General features: G+C 67.4%; 15 protein-coding genes. 8 read left to right on the plus strand and 7 right to left on the minus strand.

Going from position 1 to position 16,563, the window contains the following annotated elements; genetic code table 11:
- Positions 1-11: 11 nt before the first annotated feature.
- The 7 genes from KYT87_RS25565 to KYT87_RS25595 form a co-directional block, all read right to left on the minus strand.
- On the minus strand, positions 12-614 hold the full coding sequence (locus KYT87_RS25565; protein WP_219991154.1) for a WG repeat-containing protein: 603 nt from the start codon (positions 612-614) through the stop codon (positions 12-14).
- A gap of 124 nt (positions 615-738) precedes the next feature.
- Positions 739-1,716 carry a tripartite tricarboxylate transporter substrate binding protein gene (locus KYT87_RS25570; RefSeq protein WP_219991155.1) on the minus strand — a complete coding sequence of 326 codons (978 nt, stop codon included), beginning with the start codon at positions 1,714-1,716 and terminating at the stop codon, positions 739-741.
- 89 nt (positions 1,717-1,805) lie between these two features.
- Positions 1,806-3,071, minus strand: coding sequence for a tricarballylate utilization 4Fe-4S protein TcuB (gene tcuB, locus KYT87_RS25575; RefSeq protein ID WP_046805128.1), 1,266 nt, complete (start codon positions 3,069-3,071; stop codon positions 1,806-1,808).
- A complete protein-coding gene (gene tcuA, locus KYT87_RS25580; protein ID WP_219991156.1) occupies positions 3,068-4,474 on the minus strand; it encodes an FAD-dependent tricarballylate dehydrogenase TcuA in 1,407 nt (468 codons plus the stop codon). Before tcuA ends, tcuB begins: the two co-directional genes overlap by 4 nt.
- 77 nt (positions 4,475-4,551) lie before the next feature.
- Positions 4,552-5,478 carry a LysR family transcriptional regulator gene (locus tag KYT87_RS25585; protein ID WP_046805130.1) on the minus strand — a complete coding sequence of 309 codons (927 nt, stop codon included), beginning with the start codon at positions 5,476-5,478 and terminating at the stop codon, positions 4,552-4,554.
- 2 nt (positions 5,479-5,480) lie between these two features.
- Entirely contained in the window at positions 5,481-6,179 is a 699-nt protein-coding gene (locus KYT87_RS25590) for a glutathione binding-like protein (protein WP_104141892.1), read from the minus strand.
- Positions 6,180-6,314: 135 nt separating this feature from the next.
- Positions 6,315-6,770, minus strand: coding sequence for a hypothetical protein (locus KYT87_RS25595; protein ID WP_219991157.1), 456 nt, complete (start codon positions 6,768-6,770; stop codon positions 6,315-6,317).
- Between the two features lie 202 nt (positions 6,771-6,972).
- Here KYT87_RS25595 and KYT87_RS25600 point away from each other — a divergent pair, with 202 nt between their 5' ends.
- From KYT87_RS25600 to KYT87_RS25635, 8 genes are all read left to right on the plus strand, one after another.
- The gene (locus KYT87_RS25600) at positions 6,973-7,851 is read left to right on the plus strand and encodes an alpha/beta hydrolase (protein ID WP_219991158.1); all 879 of its coding nucleotides are present in this window, start codon (positions 6,973-6,975) and stop codon (positions 7,849-7,851) included.
- A gap of 164 nt (positions 7,852-8,015) precedes the next feature.
- On the plus strand, positions 8,016-9,521 hold the full coding sequence (locus KYT87_RS25605; protein ID WP_255593560.1) for a tetratricopeptide repeat protein: 1,506 nt from the start codon (positions 8,016-8,018) through the stop codon (positions 9,519-9,521).
- 41 nt (positions 9,522-9,562) lie between these two features.
- A complete protein-coding gene (locus tag KYT87_RS25610) occupies positions 9,563-9,727 on the plus strand; it encodes a hypothetical protein (protein WP_185975430.1) in 165 nt (54 codons plus the stop codon).
- Between the two features lie 159 nt (positions 9,728-9,886).
- Positions 9,887-11,107 carry a CaiB/BaiF CoA-transferase family protein gene (locus tag KYT87_RS25615; RefSeq protein WP_104141887.1) on the plus strand — a complete coding sequence of 407 codons (1,221 nt, stop codon included), beginning with the start codon at positions 9,887-9,889 and terminating at the stop codon, positions 11,105-11,107.
- 19 nt (positions 11,108-11,126) lie between these two features.
- On the plus strand, positions 11,127-11,924 hold the full coding sequence (locus KYT87_RS25620) for an enoyl-CoA hydratase/isomerase family protein (protein WP_370512786.1): 798 nt from the start codon (positions 11,127-11,129) through the stop codon (positions 11,922-11,924).
- Between the two features lie 11 nt (positions 11,925-11,935).
- Positions 11,936-13,159, plus strand: a complete 1,224-nt coding sequence (locus tag KYT87_RS25625; RefSeq protein ID WP_219991159.1) for a CaiB/BaiF CoA-transferase family protein — start codon at positions 11,936-11,938, stop codon at positions 13,157-13,159.
- Entirely contained in the window at positions 13,156-15,519 is a 2,364-nt protein-coding gene (locus KYT87_RS25630) for an acyl-CoA dehydrogenase (RefSeq protein ID WP_219991160.1), read from the plus strand. Before KYT87_RS25625 ends, KYT87_RS25630 begins: the two co-directional genes overlap by 4 nt.
- Before the next feature lie 43 nt (positions 15,520-15,562).
- The gene (locus tag KYT87_RS25635) at positions 15,563-16,534 is read left to right on the plus strand and encodes a tripartite tricarboxylate transporter substrate binding protein (protein ID WP_046807676.1); all 972 of its coding nucleotides are present in this window, start codon (positions 15,563-15,565) and stop codon (positions 16,532-16,534) included.
- Positions 16,535-16,563 lie beyond the last annotated feature (29 nt).

The following is a 16,563-nucleotide window of genomic DNA, read 5'->3' on the forward strand; positions in this document are numbered from 1 at the left end:
CCGGCAGGCGCTCAGCGCCGCGTGTCGGCGCCCGCGCGCGCGGCTTCCACGTCCTGCATCAGGCTGGCTGCTTCGTGACGCAAAGGCATCACCACCCGGCCTTGGCGGTCGATAGCGCCCCATTGGCCGCCCGCCATGTAGTAGTGCTCGCCCCCGGCGGCAGGCACCTTGCGGCAGCCCTGGCACACCACGGCCAGCCCGCCTTCAAAACGGTCGACCCAATCGTAAGGCGTCGTGATGACGCGATTGAGCTGGGCGTCGTAATACGCCATGCCGCCTGACCACGGCCCGCGTGTCAGCCCGTCTTCAAAGTCGTCGGCGAAATTGTCGTACGTGACCACGGCCACGGACTTGCCGTCGGGCCGTACCCATCGCCATGACCCGTGCGTGTATGCCGGCGACAAGCCGTCCGCGTTGAAATCCATGCGCGCCAGCGCCTGGGCAGCGAAAGTCAGCGTGTCGCCGTCGACACGCGCGCAATGGTCCTGGGATTCCAGCGAGCCGCCCTCGTGCTTGGCGGCGTACAGGCATTGCAGGGGATAGGACGAAACGGGGTCAGCGGCAGGGGCGGCGGGCGCGGCAGCCAGCAGGGCAAGCAACAGGGTCGTCAACATGGCGGCGATCCTAGCATGCTGGCCGGGGTCCGCAAGCCCCGGTGTACGGCGCCCGCCGGGAAGGCAAGGCTGTCATTCGCGGGTACGATCGGCGGCCCGGCGGCCGCTATTCGCCCCCTGTGCGTCAGTTCGCCGTCGCGCCCGAATCCTTCACCGCTTTCGCCCAGGCCGCGATCTCGCTCTGGATGAACGTGCCGAACGCGGCGGTGTTCAGGGTGGACGCGGCAGCGCCTTCTTCCATCAGGCGCTGCTTGACCGCGGGCGCGGCCAGCGCACCGCTTAACGCCGCGTTCAGCTTGTTGACCACCTCGGGCGGCGTGCCGGCCGGCGCAACCACGCCGTGCCACGACACCGCCTGGAAGCCGGGCAGGCCGGACTCGGCCATCGTCGGCACGTCGGGCATGGCCGGCGAACGCTCGGGCGAGGTCACCGCCAGCGCGCGCAGCGTGCCTGCCTTCACGTGCGGCAACACGCCCGGAATGGTGGTGAACATGAAGTCGATCTGACCGCCGATCAAATCCGTGATGGCCGGGCTGCCGCCCTTGTACGGCACGTGCGTGAATTGCAGCTTGGCCGCGCTCTTGAACATCTCGCCTGCCAGATGGCCAGGCGTGCCGGCGCCCGCCGAGCCCATGTTCGTCTTGTCGCCCTGCCCGCGCAGGTAGGCGATCAATTCCTGCACGTTGGCCGCCTTGACGTTGGGCCCGATGACCAGCACGTTGGGCACCGTGGCCAACAGCGTGACGGGCGTGAAGTCCTTCACCGCGTCATACGAAATGCGCGAGTACAACGACGGGTTGATGCCATGCGTGCTGGCGGTAGCCAGCAGCAGCGTGTAGCCGTCCGGCGCGGACGAGGCCACCTGCTTGGCCGCGATGGTGCCGTTGGCGCCGCCCTTGTTGTCGATGACGATGGTCTGGCCCAGCGTCTTGGCCGCTTGCGCCGCAACCGTGCGCGCCAGGATGTCGGACGTGCCCCCGGCGGAATGCGGCACCACCAGCGTGATGGGCTTGGTTGGGAAAGATTGCGCGTGCGCCACCGGCAACGCCGGCAGCAAACAGGCGGCCAGCGCAACGCGCGCCAGCAGTCGGGTTTGGATCATTGAAGTCTCCTCGTTTGTCATCGGATGCGGCGCCCTCGCCGGGGCGCCGTCATGCCCGCGTGGCGCGGGTGGGGTCGGGTCGGGTCAGATCAATCGGAGCCCAGTTGCAGCTTGTTCGGCTGGCGCTTTTCGATAGACCACTTCAGCAGCGCCGCCGAACGGTAGATACCGTGCGCGAACTTGCCGTAGGGCAGCGTCAGGAACAGGGCCATCACCACGCCCAGGTGTATGGCCAACAACAGCGCCATCGCGCCGCCATCGCGCCCGGCAAGCAAGGCCAGCCCCGTGGCGCTGGTCAGGAACAGCAGCACGATGAAGCCGCGATCCATCGGCTTCTGTGCCGCGTCGCCCTGTTGCGGATGGCGCTTGATGTTCAACCACAGCAAACCGGCCGGCCCGATCAGCAAGCCGATGCCCCCGGCCGTACCCAGCAACACCGGCGCGCTCAGCAACGGATACGGCGCCTGCTGATTCAGCAGATAGTGGTACAGCGTGGCCACGCAGGTGGCGGCAAAACACAGCATGAAGCCGTAAAAGGTGAAGTGATGAAAACGCCGGCGCCACAAGGTGAACGCATCGTCGGCGTTGTTGCAGCCCTTGCCGTGGCCGCCGTCCAGATAGCGCAGGCGCAGCGCGTCGTGCGCGGCCTCGGCCACCGCCGCGCCGGATGCCGCCCCCGGGCTGACGTTGCGCCAGAAGCGCGTGACGCCCACGCCCAGGGCCAACATCGAAAAACCAAACACCACGCCGAACATCAGCGCCAGCGTGTTGTGCGGGAACACGGCGTAGAAATTGCCGGCCATGGGTTCATGAAACAAGCCGCCCGCCATCAACACGGCCAGCACCAGGAACAGCGCCAAGCCGGCGGCAGTGGCCAGCGACAAGGCCAGGCCGTTGCGCTTGTACAGCGAGCCCAGCGCGGCCGGCCAGGCGTAGTCGGTGTAGGTCTGCACCCGCACCTTGGCCATCGCCTGCGGCACGTTCACCGCAAATTCATGTGGTGGCGCGTACTGGCACGCGTGCAGACAGGCGCCGCAGTTGTGGCAGAGGTTGGCCAGGTAGTTCAGGTCGGCCTTGCCGAATTCCAGGCGGCGTGTCATGGCGGGAAACACCGCGCAAAAGCCTTCGCAATAGCGGCAGGCGTTGCAGATCTGCATAACGCGCGCCACTTCGGTTTCGTCTTCGGTCAATGCGTCCGCTTGCGGCTTGGCGTTCTTGCCGCGCCACTGGACGGGGTGTTCGACCATGGCGGCGGGCATCGCGGGTTGCTCGGCCACGGCGGGGCTGCCGGGCGTCGAAGCATGCGGGGTGGAAAACGACTGGGCCTCGCGGGCCAGGGCTTCAAGCTGCTTCATGTCGTGCTCTTTGCAAGGGTCTGGGCGCGCGCGGCGGCGGCGGCCCGGGTGCCGGCAATGCGGCCGAACGCCGTGCCGATGGACATGCCCACGCCGGCCGTATAGCCCTTGCCCAGCACGTTTCCGGCCATCATTTCGCCGGCCACGAACAGGTTGTCGCTGGGCACGTCGTTAAAGCGCACGGCGGCGGTGTCGTCCACCTTCAAGCCCAGATAGGTAAAGGTGATGCCGGGGCGCAGCGCGTAGCCGTAGAACGGCGCGGTGTCGATGGGCCGTGCCCAATGCGTCTTGGCGGGCGCGATGCCTTCTGTGTGGCAGTCGTCCAGCGCGGTGTGGTCAAAGGTACCGACACGGCACGCGGCGTTGTAGTCGCGCAAGGTCTGTGCAAAGGTGGCCGGGTCCAGCCCTAGCTTGTCGGCCAGTTCGGGCAGCGTGTCCGCCTTCACGCCCGGAAACACGGGCGGCATGAAGCGGCCGATGGCCTTGGCGTCGATGATGGAATAGGCGATCTGCCCGGGCTGCATGGCGGTCAGCCGGCCCCAGATGGCATAGCGCTTGGGCCAGAAGTCTTCGCCTTCGTCGTAAAAGCGCACAGCGTCGCGGTTGACCACCACGCCCAGCGACACGCAGTCGATGCGCGTACAGATGCCGCCGTCGTACAGCGGCGCGCGCGCGTCGATTGCCACGCAGTGCGATTGCGAGGGGTCGCCGATGCCGTCCGCCCCCGCGTCCAGCATGAATTTCAGCAGCACGCCCATGTTGAAGCGCGTGCCACGGATCAGGAAATTGTCGGCCGGCCATTCGCCGCGTTCGTTCTGGCCCCAGGCCTCGCGCAGCCATTCGCGGTTGGACTCGAAGCCACCCGCCGCCAGCACACAGGCGCGCGCCTCGATGCGTTCGTCGCCGATGCGGGCGGCCTTGAAACGGCCGTCTTCCAGCTCCAGCGCATCGACCGGCGCGTTGTAGCGGATCTGCACGCCCAGCGCTTCGGCACTGCGGTAATACGCGTTCACCAGCGCTTTGCCGCCACCCATGAAAAAGGCGTTGGTGCGTGCCACATGCAGCGCGCCCGACAGCGGCGGCTGAAAGTTCACGCCATGGCGGCGCATCCAGTCGCGGCACGTGGATGATTCGCGGATGACCAGGCGCGCCAGATGTTCGTTGGTCTGTCCGCCAGTGACTTTCAGCAGGTCTTGCCAGTATTCCTCTTCGGGATAGGCGTCGATCAACACGTCTTGCGGCGCATCGTGCATGCAGCGCAAATTGCGCGTGTGCTGCGAATTGCCGCCGCGCCATTCGCGCGGCGCGGCTTCCAGCAGCAACACGCTGGCGCCGGCCTCGCGCGCCATCAGGGCCGCGCACAGCGCCGCGTTGCCCCCTCCCACCACCAAGACGTCCACCATGCCATCGTCCCCAATTCAATGGGCTGACTGTACTGACGGGGCGGCGTCCGCGATATCAGGCGGGCGTCAACGGGTCTTCACGAATCGTGAAGGGCTACGACGGCCCATTTGCCCTGTTGCGCCAGCGTGCGCGAGACGTCGGCCAGCACCAGGCGCGCGGCCAGCGCGGCGGGCGACAGTTCGTCGTCGGACAGACTGACCAGCAGATTGGGACGGAACAAGTGGGCGTCGTCGATGCGGGCCATGTGCAACTGCCCGGGCGCAATACGCGCGGTGGCGGAGCTGGGCTGGATGGTGGCGGCGCTGCCCAGCTGCACCACGTCCATCAACAGCGACAAGCCATCGACCTCGGCCACCACGCGCGGCGTCTGGCCCAGTTGCAGGAAGGCGTTGTTGACCAGCGCGCGCAAGCCATGGCGGCCGCTGGGCAGCACCAAGGGCAGATGCGCGATGTCGGCCAGCCGCGTCGTGTCGCCGCCCGGCACCCCGGGCATGTCGCGACGCGCGCACAGGAACAGCGGCTCGTCCAGCAGCGGCATGATGCTCCAACGGCGCGCGGATTCGGCCTGGAACACGATGGCCAGGTCCAGTAACCGGCCGTTGAGCATGTCGGCCAGGTGGCCCGACAGCGCCTCGACCAGATGCAGCCGGATGTCCGGGTAGCGTTCGTTCATGGCTTGCAGGAACGGCGCGCCCAAAATGGCGGCGGTGGTTGATGACAGGCCCACGCTGACGTGGCCGGCCAGCCGCGCCTGTTGCGCGGCCTGCACGGCGTCATCCGCGTGGCGCAAGGCCAGCTGCGCCTGCCGAAAAAACGCCAGCCCGGCATCGGTCGGCACCACGCCGCTGGCGCTGCGCTGCAACAGCCGCGTCGACAGCTCGCCCTCCAGCCGGCTGATCTGCTGGCTGAGGGCCGACGTGACCATGCCGATGGACATCGCCGCGCGGCCGATGCTGCCGGCCTCGACCACGCGCACGAAGTAACGCAGCTGGCGCAGTTCCATGCCTAGCTCGGAATGGTCAGGCCCCGCACCACGGCCGGGCGCGCGACAAACGTTTCCAGCACGCGGGCCACGTTCGCAAACTGCGGGAAGCCGACCAGCTCGCCCGCTTCGTAGAAGCCGACCAGGTTGCGTACCCACGGGAAGATGGCGATGTCGGCAATGGTGTATTCGTCACCCATGACCCAGTCGCGGCCTTCCAGGCGCTGGTCCAGCACGCCCAGAAGGCGCTTGGCCTCGGCCACGTAGCGGTCGCGCGGGCGCTTGTCTTCGTAGTCCTTGCCGGCGAATTTATGGAAGAACCCCAGCTGGCCGAACATGGGGCCGATGCCGCCCATCTGGAACATCAGCCATTGCAGCGTCTCGTAGCGTTCGGCCGTGTCCGTCGGGATGAACTGGCCGGTCTTGCTGGCCAGGTAGATCAAGATGGCGCCCGACTCGAACAGCGCCAGCGGCTTGCCGCCCGGGCCGTTGGGATCAAGGATGGCCGGGATCTTGTTATTGGGGCTAAGGGACAGGAATTCCGGAGAAAACTGGTCTTGCTTGTCGAAAGCCACCCGATGGGGCTCGTAGGGCAGGCCGATTTCTTCCAGCAGGATCGACACCTTCACGCCGTTGGGCGTGGGCAGCGAATACAGCTGGATGCGGTCGGGATGCTGGGCGGGCCACTTCTTGGTGATGGCGAACGAGTCTAGGGAGGTCATGCGGGGTTTCTCCAGAGGAGGCGGACATCGGGTTGGGGAATTGCGCCGACAATCCTAGCGCATACGGGCAGAAATCCGGCTGAAAATTACCGGCGGGCGGGGTGACGCGCCTGCCTGCCGGGGCCGGGCCTGCGGCTAGCGCGCCCCGAGCCTGGACACGCGCAGCAAGGCCCAACGCACCGCCGTCGTCGCCAGGGCAATGGGCAGCACCAAGGGCCATTGCGCCAGAAACAGTTCACGCGTGGCCTCGCCCCACGCCCAGGTGTTGCCGAACACGATCGGCGCGGGCGGCGCCAGGTAAAGCGCCAGCAGCGCCGCCGCAAACGTCGCCGAAAGCCCCGCGACCGCGCGGCCCGCCACGGTCAGGCGGGCACCGGCCAGGCGCTCGGCAAGGGTCAACAGCAGCAGCCCGGCCAGCCCCGCCAGCACGGCGTCGGCGTAGAAATCGCGAGGTCCGTAGAGGTAAGGCGCGTCGGGCACCGCCCAGCCGTAGGCGCCCGTGGTCAACAGCGACGTCAGGCAAGCGCCAAAGAGCGCGGCGGCGCCGGCCAACAGCAGGAAATCGCAGAGTCGGGGTAGAAGTTTGAGCATGAAGGCTGGGGTCGGATCGGTGGAAAAACGGCGAACGGGCGCAGCATGCCACAGGTGGCGGCGGATGCGGCGGCGCGGGGATGAGGACGTGGCGTGGCGGGTCGGTCGCGTCGGTCGGGTCGGCTTAGCGGTGGGACGGTCGGCGGCGACATCTGCAACTGCGCTACATTGATCGGCGTTCCGCCTTCGCCTCGTCCCGTCCATGCGCGCGCCCCGCTTGCTGTTGACCTTGTTGCTGGCCACCGCCCTGCCCTGGCCGGGCATGGCCGTTTCGTACGCCGCCCCGATAGCCACCGCCTCGACGTTTCCGGCAGCCGTGCTGGCCGATCAGCGCTACGGCCCCGACCCCGCCCAGATCGCCGATGTCTATCTGCCCGATGCATCGACACAGCACGGCCGACCCGCCCCCGTGCTGGTCGTAGTGCACGGCGGCTCATGGAAAGGCGGCGACAAGGCCACGCCCGACGTCGTGCAGGACAAGCTGGCCTACTGGCTGCCCCGGGGTTACGCCGTGGTCTCGGTCAACACGCGGCTGATGCCGCAAGCCCGCCCGGCCGCGCAAGCCGAAGACCTGGGGCGGGCCATCGCGTGGATCGGCCAGCAGGCCGCCCGCTGGCACGCCGACCCGGACAACCTGTTCGTCATGGGCCATTCATCAGGCGGCCACCTGTTGACCTTGCTGGCCGCCGACGCCGCGATGCGCCAGCGCACGGGCGCCCCCTTGTGGCGGGCCAGCATCATCCTGGACGGGGCGGGCTTCGATCTGCTGGACGTCATGCCGCGCCCGCACGCCTCGTTTTACGACGAGGCCTTCGGCGCGGACCCCGCCGAATGGGCGCAGGCGTCGCCCGCCGCGCAACTGACCGGGCCACAGCCGCCCGCGCTGTTCGTCTGTTCCACATTGCGGCCCGACCCGTGCCGACGGGCGCAGCGCTACGCCGACCTGTTGACGGCACAAGGCGGCCAAGCCGCGCTGTTCGGCGTTGCCCGCAACCACGCGCAGGTCAACGCCGACGTCGGTGCCGACAACGAGGCCACCCGCGCAATCAACGCCTTCATCACCGCACGACTACAGCGGTAGAAGCCGTCAGCGCGATAGGACGCAGGCGGAACCGTCCGGCTGCGATCGGTGTCGATCAAAAACGGTCGCCAGCAATCGGGACCGACAAGCAACAGGCCGCGCGTTCGTGACACAATCTGGCCCGCCTCAATGACGGGCGGGCCGCCCTCGTGCCCGCCACCTCCATGCCCCAGTTCACCCTGCACCGCCTGACCTCGCTGATCCTGACCGCCGCCGGCCTGCTGGCCTTGCCGGGCGCTCACGCCGAACCCGCGACGGTGGGCGATATGCCGCCCCCTATGGCGCCCCCTATGGCGCCCGCCGTGACGCCCGCCGTGCTGCCCCCTGTGCTGCCCAGCGATTCTCAAGCTGCCACACCCGCCGCGCCTTCCGCTGCCGCCCTTACCGAGCCCCCGCCCGGCATGGCCCAGTACGGCCGGGGCACCCATGGCCAGACCCTGACCCTGACACTGCTCAGCGACCACACCAGTGCGCTCGCGCCTCACACGCCGTATCGCCTGTTCCTGACGGGCAAGAAAGAGTTCATTGAAGACACGCCCAGCCAGGACGGCATCCTGCACGGCGTCACCGACGACCAGGGCCGTACCGCCTGGGTCTGGACCGACAAGCCACACGACCCCGACGACTTCACGCTGATCCGACGCGTCGGCGACGGCGCATGGGGCCACTTCTTCCAGCTGCATTCCAGCAGCAGCACCAAAGAACCGGTACCGGCGTGGCCCTACATCCTGACCATGCGCCAGCGCTGGGGCGAGCAATGGGTAGACCTGGGCTACACCACGCGCCAAGGCGCCACGGCCTACTTCAGCCACGACACGCCGGCCGTGCCCATATCCTTGTCCATCGAGTCGCCCGTCACCGACAACCACGCCTGCTTCGACGAACTGGACGCCATCAACCGCAAGTTCAGCCAGGGCGACGTCGACGGCGCGCATGCCCTGATCGGCGCGATGCACTGCGCCGCCACCCCGCAACAACAGTTGAACCTGGCGCAATTGCTGTTGATGGTCGGTCGGCAGGACGATGCCCGCCACTGGCTGATGCGGGCACGCGAATGGCGGTTTCCGCAATCCCTGAAACCCGTCGACACCGATTTGCTAAGCGACCGGCTGGACGTAGAGCGGCTGCTGGGCATGCCCGACCTGGCGCTGGCCGATGCCCAAACGCTGCAACAGCGTCAATCCAAGCTCGCCCGCGCAGGGCGCGCCAGCGACACGGACTGGGCCAACAACATCGCCTATTTTCTGGCGGACTTTCCGGACTACCTGCCCCAAGCCGAAGCCCAGGCGCGGCAATCGATCCGCGAGATGGGGCCGAACGCGTTCAACCAAGGCACCCTGGGCTGGATCCTGAGCCTGCAAGGCCACAGCGAAGAAGGGCTGCGCCTGCTGCATGTGGCGTATCGGGAGCTGTCCCGCAATGAAGAGCTGGTGGCCGACTATGGCCTGGCGCTATGGCAACACGACCGCCCTGAGCAGGCGGTGCGCCTGTGGGACGAGGCGCAGGCGCAATGCGTCTGGGGCCGGCGCCTGCACGACGCCATGCGCCAGGCGCAGTACCCGCACCCCTATTTCCAGCCGGCGGATTCCGACGCGGTCAAGGCGTATCGGCAGCGCTGCGACGCGCCTCGGACCAAACGCACCCACCGGCAACCGGTCGCCGCCCTATAATTTCTTCTCGCCTTGCCCCGGGGCAGCCGCAGGAGACCACCATGAAATCGACGTTGATTGCCTTGCTGACCACGCTTGCCATCTCTGCCTTGGTAAGCGCTTGCACCAACAGCCCCGGTGGCCCGCCGCACCCCGGCGCCGTCAATCCCTACAGCAGCGGCGGCTTTAACGACGCTGGCCCGAATTACCCCGACACGGGCCGCTGACAAGCCCCCGGCTTTTCCTTGCCCGCGTTGTTGCCGCGTCATTGCCATTGCACGCGGGTCGGTGCGCCAAACGCATAACAGCTTTGTGCCTCGGGTGCATCCCGCCGCAAGCCGGAAATCCTAGACTACCTGCACATCACAGGAGTCAAGGAGAAGGCTTTGCAGCCGCTGTTATCAAACGTGAAAGTGCTGGACCTGAGCCGCATTCTGGCCGGCCCCTGGGCCAGCCAGATCCTGGCCGATCTGGGCGCGGACGTCATCAAGGTCGAGCGGCCGGGCCTGGGCGACGACACCCGGTCCTGGGGCCCGCCTTTCCTGAAAGACGAGCACGGCCAGGACACCACCGACGGCGCCTACTTCATCGCCACCAACCGGGGCAAGCGGTCCATCACGCTGGACTTGCAGACGCCTGAAGGGCAGGCGCTGGTCAAGGACCTGTGCCGCGACGCGGACGTGGTGCTGGAGAACTACAAGGTTGGCACCCTGGCGCGCATGGGGCTGGACTATGACTCGCTGGCCAAGATCAATCCGCGCCTGGTGTATTGCTCGGTCACCGGCTTCGGGCAGACCGGCCCGCGCGCCGCCGAGCCCGCGTACGACTTCCTGATCCAGGCCATGGGTGGCCTGATGAGCGTCACGGGCGAACGCGACGACAAGCCCGGCGGCGGCCCGCAAAAGGTGGGCGTGCCCATCGTGGACCTGACCACCGGCGTCTACGCCGCGCTGGGCATCGTGGCCGCGCTGCTGCGGCGCTCGCAGACGGGCCAGGGCGAGTACATCGACGTCGCCATGCTGGACGTGCAGGTCGGCCTGTTGGCCAACCAGGCCATGAACTTCCTGCTGGGCAACCGCGTGCCGCGCCGCACCGGCACCGCGCATCCGAACATCCAACCGCAACGCACCTTTGTCTGCGCCGATGGCGACATCGTCATCGTCGTGGGCAACGACGCGCAATTTGCCGCGTTGTGCCGCCTGCTGGGCAAGCCCGAGCTGGCGCAAGACCCCCGCTACATCACCAACAGCCAGCGCGTGACGAATCAGGAAACGCTGGACCCGATCCTGGACGCCATCTTTCTTACGCAGCCGCGCGCGCACTGGCTGGCAGCGCTGAAGGCCGCCGGCGTGCCGGCCGGGTCGATCAACACCGTGCCTGAAGTGTTCGACGACCCGCAGGTGGCGCACCGCGCCATGTTGCGCCGCCTGCCGCACCCCACCGCCAAGAGCGTGCCGCAAGTGATGAACCCCCTGCGCTTCGCCACGGCTGACCTGCGCGCCGACCGCGCACCGCCCCTGCTGGGGCAACACACCGCCGAAGTGCTTGAAGAACTGGGCATGAGCGCGCAGCAGATTGCCGACCTGCGCCAGCGCAAGATCATTTGAACAAGACGGAGACACGGACATGACCATGCCCGACAACTTGACCGGCCCCTACACCGCGCTGGACGTCACACTTGAAGACGGCGTGGCCGTCATCCTGCTGGCCAACCCGCCGGTGAATGCGCTTAGCACCGACATGATGAACGAGCTGTCCTGGGTGCTGGACCGCATCTCGGAAACGCCCGAGGTGCGCGCCGTGGTGTTGTCCGGCCAGGGCAAGACGTTTTGCGCGGGCGCGGACTTGAAGAACCGCGCCGCCACCATCAAGGGTCCCGGCGACCTGCCGCAGCACTCGCGCCGCACCCGCGAGTGCTTTCATGCCATTCGCGAATGCGCCAAGCCCGTCATCGGCGCCATCAACGGCGCTGCGCTGGGCGCGGGGCTGGCCATCGTGGCCTCGTGCGACATCTTGCTGGCGGCATCGACGGCCGTGGTCGGCCTGCCTGAAATCAACGTCGGCCTGCTGGGCGGTGGACGCCATGGCATGCGGCTGTTCGGCCATTCCCGCTTGCGCCGCATGATGCTGACGGGCTTGCGCGTGGACGGCGACGAGCTCTATCGCCTGGGCATCGTCGAAGCCTCCGTGCCCGCCGACGCCTTGATGGATCGCGCCCTGGAATTGGCGCGCGAGCTGGCGTCCAAGAGCCCCTTGGCCACCGTGCTGGCCAAGCAAACGCTGAACGCCATCGAAGACATGAGCCTGCGCGACGGCTACCGCTACGAACAGGACATGACCGCCGCTATCGGCAAGACCGAAGACGCCCAGGAAGCGCGCCGCGCCTTTCTGGAAAAGCGGGCACCGGTGTTCCAGGGCAAATAAGGGGAAGACCGATGAGCCGAGCATTAGAGGGCGTCAAAGTCCTGGATTTAAGCCGCGTGTTCTCCGGGCCGTGGGCCGCGCAGATGCTGGCCGACTTTGGCGCCGAGGTCATCAAGGTCGAACGCCCGGGCCGGGGCGACGACGTCCGGCACCAGGGCTATCCAATGCCGGATCGCCATGGCGAACCCAGTCGGCAAACCTCGTCGTTTGTGGCGATGAACCGGGGCAAGAAATCCCTGACCATCGATATCTCCAAGCCCGACGGCCAGGCGCTGGTTCGCCGGCTTGCCGAGCGCGCCGACATCGTCATCGAGAACTTCAAGGCGGGCGACCTGCGCCGCTACGGGCTGGATCACGACGCGCTGTCCAAGGTCAACCCCCGGCTGGTGATTTGCTCGATCACCGGCTTCGGGCAGTCCGGCCCGTACAGCCATCTGCCCGGCTACGACCCGATCTTTCAATCCATGAGCGGGCTGATGAGCGTGACCGGGGTGCCCGATGGCGAACCCGGCGCGGGGCCGGTCAAGGCGGGGTATTCCGTGTCGGACATCACGGCGGGCTTTTACGCGGTGGCGGCCATACTGGCGGCGCTGCACCATCGGGACCAGATCTCCGGCGTAGGCCAGCATATCGACCTGGCCTTGCTGGACGCGCAGATTGCCGCCATGTCGCACATCGGCATGAACTATCTGGCAAGCGGCCAAGTGCCGGCGCGCATGGGGTCGGCCTCGCAGATCACCGCGCCGTTTCGCGCGTTTGCCTGCCGCGATGGACACCTGATGGTGGCGGTGGGCAACGACACGCAGTTTCGCGCCTTCTGCGCGGTGATCGGGCTGCCCGCGCTGGCCGACGACGCGCGTTTTACCAGCAACCCCAAACGCGCCGCCGCGCAAGCCGAGTTGTCGCGCCTGATCGAGCCGGCCATGCAGGCGCGCACCGCCGGCGAATGGAACGACGCGCTGGCTGCGGCCAACGTGCCCTGCGGTCCGATCTACACGATGGACCAGGTGTTTGAGGACCCGCAGGTACGACACCGCCAAGTGCTGGGCCGCATCGCGCATCCTGAACTGGGCGACATGCCAGTCATCAACAATCCCATCCATTTTTCCAAGACACCGATAGCGCCGGGCTTGCCGCCGCCCCTGCTGGGCGAGCATACGGCCGAGGTGCTGCGCGCCGAACTGGGGCTGTCCGACGACGAGATCGCGCGCCTGCACGCCGAGGGCATCGTATGAGCAGCGTGGACCCTGCCTTGATCGAAGAAATACGCGACAGCGCGCGTGATTTTTTGTCGCGCCGCGACCAGCGCCAGCGCAAGCGCTCGGCAAGCGGCGCCGATCGCGCCTATTGGCGCCAGATCGCCGACGCCGGCTGGCTCGGCATGAGCGTGCCGGAAACCTTCGGCGGGCTGGGCCTGGGCTGGCACGCGATGGCCGCCGTCATCGAAGAAGCCGGACGCGCGCAATTGCCCGAGCCGCTGGTGGGCGCGGGCGTATTGGGCGCAACCTTGCTCACGACAATCACGCCCCTGCCGGACTCCCCCTTGCGCGACACCCTGCTACAAGCGGTGTGCGATGGGACGCGGAGGATGGCGCTGGCCTGGCAAGAAACCGAAGGGCAGCTGGAAGCCGGCGAGGCCGCGGGCGTGTTCGGCGTCAGCGCCACCCCGCGCGAAGGCGCCTATGTCTTGAACGGCGAAAAGCGCCATGTCATTGCCGACGCCGCCGTGGACGGCTGGCTGGTAACGGCCGATAGCGAAGCAGGCACCCTGTTGTTCTACCTGGCCGCCGGCACGCCCGGCGTTACCGTGCGCCCCCATGCGCGCGCGGACGGCACGCCCGCCTGCCACCTGAGCATCGAATCGGCCATCGTGCCGGCCGACGCGCTGCTGTCCCAGGACGCTGTGCTGGACGCCGTGGACCATGCCCTGGATTACGGCCGCCTGATGCAATCGGCCGAATTGATCGGCGTGGCGCGGCAGGTGCTGGCCGATACGGTGGTCTACCTGAACACGCGCCAGCAATTCGGCAAGCCGCTGTCATCGTTCCAGGCACTGCAACACCGGCTGGTGGACGCGGCGCTACAGGTGGAGTTGGCGGCCAGCAGTTTGCAGGACGCGTTAACGACATTGGCCGACGCCACGGACCCGGACGTCGCCACCGCTCGCAAGGTTGCCGCCAGCCGGGTGAAGGCCCGCGCGGCGCGCGCCGGGCTGGACGCCACGCGCCTGGCGATTCAGTTGCACGGCGCCATCGGCTACACCGAGGAATGCGACGTCAGCCTGTATTTTCGCAGCGCCTTGCACCTGGCCGCGTGGCTGGGCAACGCCGCCGCGCATCGTCAACGCTACGGCGCACTGGCTGATGCGCCCGCGCCCCCGGCTGACGACACCGCCACGCCGTCATCGCCGGGGGAATTTCCCCGCGACGCCGACTGGAACGGCATGCCCGAAGCCGACTTCCGTGCGCTGTTGCGCCGCTTTTTTCACGCGCATTATCCCCAGCACCTGCGGCATGTGCCGTGGCGGCTGCATTGGGATGAGATCAAGCCGTGGTACTTCACGCTGTCGCGCCAGGGCTGGATTGCACCATCGTGGCCGCGCGAGCATGGCGGCATGGCCTTGTCGCCTGCGCGGCAGATCGCCTTCATCGAAGAGGCCGAGCGCCATGGCGTGGCGCGCGCACCCGACCAGGGCCTGGTCATGCTGGGCCCCATCCTGATCCGCTACGGCACCGAGGAACAACGCGCACGCTTCCTGCCGGGCATCCTGTCGGGCAAGGCCGTGTGGGCGCAGGGCTATTCCGAACCCAACGCAGGATCGGACCTGGCGGCGCTGCGATGCGAAGCCGTGATCGACGGCGACGACCTGATCGTGACCGGGCAAAAGACATGGTCGACGCTGGCGCAAGACGCCACGCACATGTTCATGCTGGTGCGTACCGACAAGACGGTGAAGAAGCAGGCGGGCATCAGCTTCCTGCTGGTGGACCTGGCCAGCCCCGGCATCAGCCGCCGCCCCATCCGCACGCTGTCCGGCCACGAAGAGTTTTGCGAAGTGTTCTTCGATCAGGTGCGTGTGCCGCGCGCCAACCTGGTGGGTGAACTGAACGCCGGCTGGGGTATCGCCAAGGCACTGCTGGGCTTTGAACGCTTGTTTTCCGGCAGCCCCAAGCACGCGAGCCATGCGCTGCAACAGATCTTCAGCATCGCGCGGCAACGCGGCCTGTTGGCCGACCCCGCCTTTACGGACCGCCTGGCTGAACTGCGGATGGACAGCGCCGACCTGACCGCCATGTACCGCGTGTTTGCCGATATGGCCCGGGCCGGTCGACCGTTGCCGCCGACGTTGTCGCTACTGAAAATCTGGGCCACCGAAACGCATGAACGACTGGGCGCGCTGCTGATCCAGATTGCCGAGGAATACGGCGGCGCCGACATGCGGCTGGGCTACGGCGATGGGGATCGGGATGGGAATGGCGGCGTGCAGGCGCTGGCGCCCTACCTCAACGCACTGGCCGCCACCATCTTCAGCGGCACCAACGAGATTCAACGCAACATCTACGCCAAACAGGTCCTGGGCCTGGACGGCGCATAACAACATCGCGCCGGCACGACTGGGCGCCATCAGGAGAGAGACAATGAAAAAAGCACCCGCATTGACGGTGGCCGCGGTATTGCTGGCCGCAACGATGGCGCCCGTGGCGCAGGCCGCGCAGCCCTGGCCCAGCCAGCCCATCCGCTTGATCGTGCCGTACCCGCCCGGCGGCTCGGTGGACAACCTGGCCCGCCTGCTGGCACCCGCGCTGGGCAAGCGGCTGGGGCAAACCATCGTCATCGAAAACAAGGCGGGCGCCAGCGGCACCATCGGCGTGGACGCAACCGTGCGCGCCGAGCCGGACGGCAACACGTTCGGCTTCGGCGTGCCGGGCGCCATCACCGGCCTGCCGCACGTCATGAAGGTGCCTTACAACGTCAGCACCATTCAGTATGTGTCGCTGGTGGCGCGCATTCCGCAAGTGGTCATGGTGAACCCGTCGCTGCCCGACACCACGCTGGCCGCCTTCGTCGCCAGCGCCAAGCAGCATCCGGGCAAATACAACTACGGCTCGGCCGGCAACGTGACCACGCCCCATCTGGGCGGCGAACTGCTGAAGCAGCAAACGGGCATCGACATCATGCACGTGCCGTACAAGGGCGCCGCGCCCGCCGTGACGGCCTTGCTGTCCAACGAAGTGCAGATGTTCCCGGGTGACGCGTCTGCCGCCTTGGGCTTCATCAAGGCAGGCAAGCTGCGCGCGCTGGCGGTGGCCAGCCCCGAACGCTTTGAGGGCCTGCCCGACGTGCCCACCACCCGCGAGGCGGGCTTTCCCGGCGTGATCGTGGAATCGAACTACGGCATCATCGCGCCCACCGGCACGCCCAAGGACATCGTCGACAAGATGGCGGCGGCCATCGCCCAGTCCCTGGCGGAACCCGAACTGCGCCAGAAGATGATCGACCAGGGCGCCATTCCGGCGGCAAGCACGCCGGACCAGTACCGCACGCTGATGGAAACCGAATCCAAGAAATGGGGCGACGTGATCCGACGCGGCAAGCTTGGGCTGGAATGACCCGTTGCCACGCGCTTTGCCGTACGCTT

It is taken from the genome of Achromobacter sp. ES-001 (assembly GCF_019448355.1).
Taxonomy (GTDB): Bacteria; Pseudomonadota; Gammaproteobacteria; order Burkholderiales; family Burkholderiaceae_B; genus Achromobacter; species Achromobacter spanius_B.

What these genes read in the sequence shown, in the direction of transcription:
- KYT87_RS25625 (WP_219991159.1), top strand. Translation starts at nt 11,936, where the DNA reads ATGAGCCGAGCATTAGAGGGCGTCAAAGTCCTGGATTTAAGCCGCGTG.
- KYT87_RS25605 (WP_255593560.1), top strand. Translation starts at nt 8,016, where the DNA reads ATGCCCCAGTTCACCCTGCACCGCCTGACCTCGCTGATCCTGACCGCC.
- KYT87_RS25590 (WP_104141892.1), bottom strand. Translation starts at nt 6,179, where the DNA reads ATGACCTCCCTAGACTCGTTCGCCATCACCAAGAAGTGGCCCGCCCAG.
- KYT87_RS25630 (WP_219991160.1), top strand. Translation starts at nt 13,156, where the DNA reads ATGAGCAGCGTGGACCCTGCCTTGATCGAAGAAATACGCGACAGCGCG.
- KYT87_RS25620 (WP_370512786.1), top strand. Translation starts at nt 11,127, where the DNA reads ATGACCATGCCCGACAACTTGACCGGCCCCTACACCGCGCTGGACGTC.
- tcuB (WP_046805128.1), bottom strand. Translation starts at nt 3,071, where the DNA reads ATGAAGCAGCTTGAAGCCCTGGCCCGCGAGGCCCAGTCGTTTTCCACC.
- KYT87_RS25635 (WP_046807676.1), top strand. Translation starts at nt 15,563, where the DNA reads ATGAAAAAAGCACCCGCATTGACGGTGGCCGCGGTATTGCTGGCCGCA.
- KYT87_RS25600 (WP_219991158.1), top strand. Translation starts at nt 6,973, where the DNA reads ATGCGCGCGCCCCGCTTGCTGTTGACCTTGTTGCTGGCCACCGCCCTG.
- tcuA (WP_219991156.1), bottom strand. Translation starts at nt 4,474, where the DNA reads ATGGTGGACGTCTTGGTGGTGGGAGGGGGCAACGCGGCGCTGTGCGCG.
- KYT87_RS25565 (WP_219991154.1), bottom strand. Translation starts at nt 614, where the DNA reads ATGTTGACGACCCTGTTGCTTGCCCTGCTGGCTGCCGCGCCCGCCGCC.
- KYT87_RS25610 (WP_185975430.1), top strand. Translation starts at nt 9,563, where the DNA reads ATGAAATCGACGTTGATTGCCTTGCTGACCACGCTTGCCATCTCTGCC.
- KYT87_RS25570 (WP_219991155.1), bottom strand. Translation starts at nt 1,716, where the DNA reads ATGATCCAAACCCGACTGCTGGCGCGCGTTGCGCTGGCCGCCTGTTTG.
- KYT87_RS25585 (WP_046805130.1), bottom strand. Translation starts at nt 5,478, where the DNA reads ATGGAACTGCGCCAGCTGCGTTACTTCGTGCGCGTGGTCGAGGCCGGC.
- KYT87_RS25595 (WP_219991157.1), bottom strand. Translation starts at nt 6,770, where the DNA reads ATGCTCAAACTTCTACCCCGACTCTGCGATTTCCTGCTGTTGGCCGGC.